This is a genomic window from Nocardiopsis lucentensis DSM 44048 (assembly GCF_000341125.1).
Classification (GTDB): domain Bacteria; phylum Actinomycetota; class Actinomycetes; order Streptosporangiales; family Streptosporangiaceae; genus Nocardiopsis; species Nocardiopsis lucentensis.
Genome location: NZ_ANBC01000662.1, coordinates 1 through 1,191, shown reverse-complemented (window position 1 = coordinate 1,191; position 1,191 = coordinate 1). Strand labels below are relative to the sequence as shown.

Annotated in this window: 1 protein-coding gene; it reads right to left on the bottom strand. The window is 78.4% G+C overall.

Annotated elements, in window-relative coordinates; genetic code table 11:
• The coding region (locus tag D471_RS0123385) for a coiled-coil domain-containing protein (protein WP_017600866.1) at positions 1-1,115 on the bottom strand (1,115 nt) is incomplete at its 3' end.
• Positions 1,116-1,191 lie beyond the last annotated feature (76 nt).

The window sequence follows — 1,191 nt, the reverse complement described above, 5'->3', positions numbered from 1 at the left end:
GGGCGAGCGGCGGCCGCCGTGCGCGACTCGTCGAGGGTGATCTCGGCGTTGCGGCGCTGGTTCTCCAGCTCCGCGGCCAGGCGTGACCGTTCGGCGTCGGCGCGCTCCAGTTCCGCGGTCAGCCTGGCGCGCTCGGCGTCGGCGGCGGCCCGATCGGCCTCCCGGCGTTCGTGGGCGCGCTCCAGCTCGCCGTCGAACCGAGCGCGCTCGGCCGCCAGGGCGCCGGCGGCCTCTCCGGCCCGGGCCTCGGCGCCCTCGGCGCGCGTGGCGGCCCGCTCCGCCGCCAGGACGGCCTCGTCGCGCAGACGGGCGTACTCGGCGGTCTCGGCCCTGAGCTGCTCGGCCTCGGCGCGGGCGTGCTGGAGCCGACGGGCGGCCTCGGCGCGGGCGTGCTCCAGTTCGCCCCGGACCCGCCCCACCTCCTCCCGGGCCCGGGCGTCGGCCTCGGCGATTCGGCGTTCGGCGGTGGCGAGCCCGGCGTTGGCCTCGGCGACGGCGGCGTCGCGTTCGGCCTCCGCCCGCAGGGCCAGGTCCCGCAGCTCATCGCGTTCGGCCTCCGCCGCGTTCCTGCGTTCGACCGCCTCCTCGGCGATCCGCTCGGCCGCGTGGGTCGCGGTGACCGCCGAGGCGGCCGCCTCCTCGGCCACGCGCCGGGCCGCCTCGGCCTCACGGCGCCGGTTCTCCGCCTCCAGGCGGGCGCCGTCGGCCTCGGCCGCGCGACGGGCACCCTCCAGACGGGCCGCCTCCACCTGAGCCTCGGCGGCGGCGGGGTCGGTCATCGTCGCGAAGGCCTCGGTGGCCGAGCGCAGGGTCTCGGCCATCTGTTCGCTCTGCACGGCGAACCGGGTGAGCAGGTCGTCGGCGCGCAGCCGGGCGGTGGTCACGGGTTCGGAGGGCACGGAGGAGGAAGGGGAGTCGCCGCCCGTGGCGGCGGCCACGGCCTCCTCCTCGCGGCGTTCGGCCTCCTGAGCCAGCCGTTGGCGTTCGCGCCAGGCCCGCCAGCGCGTGTGCTCGGGCAGATCGCAGTACTCGGGTGGGCGGCCGGGGGAGGAGCCGCGGGGCACCGGACTGTCACAGCCGGGGAACTTGCAGGTGTTGGAGTCGGAGGTGGCCACGAGGCGAGCTTAACGTCCTCCCCGGGGTGGGCCGGGGACCGCCGTGGGGCCTCCGCCGCCGGGCTAGGAGAGCGCC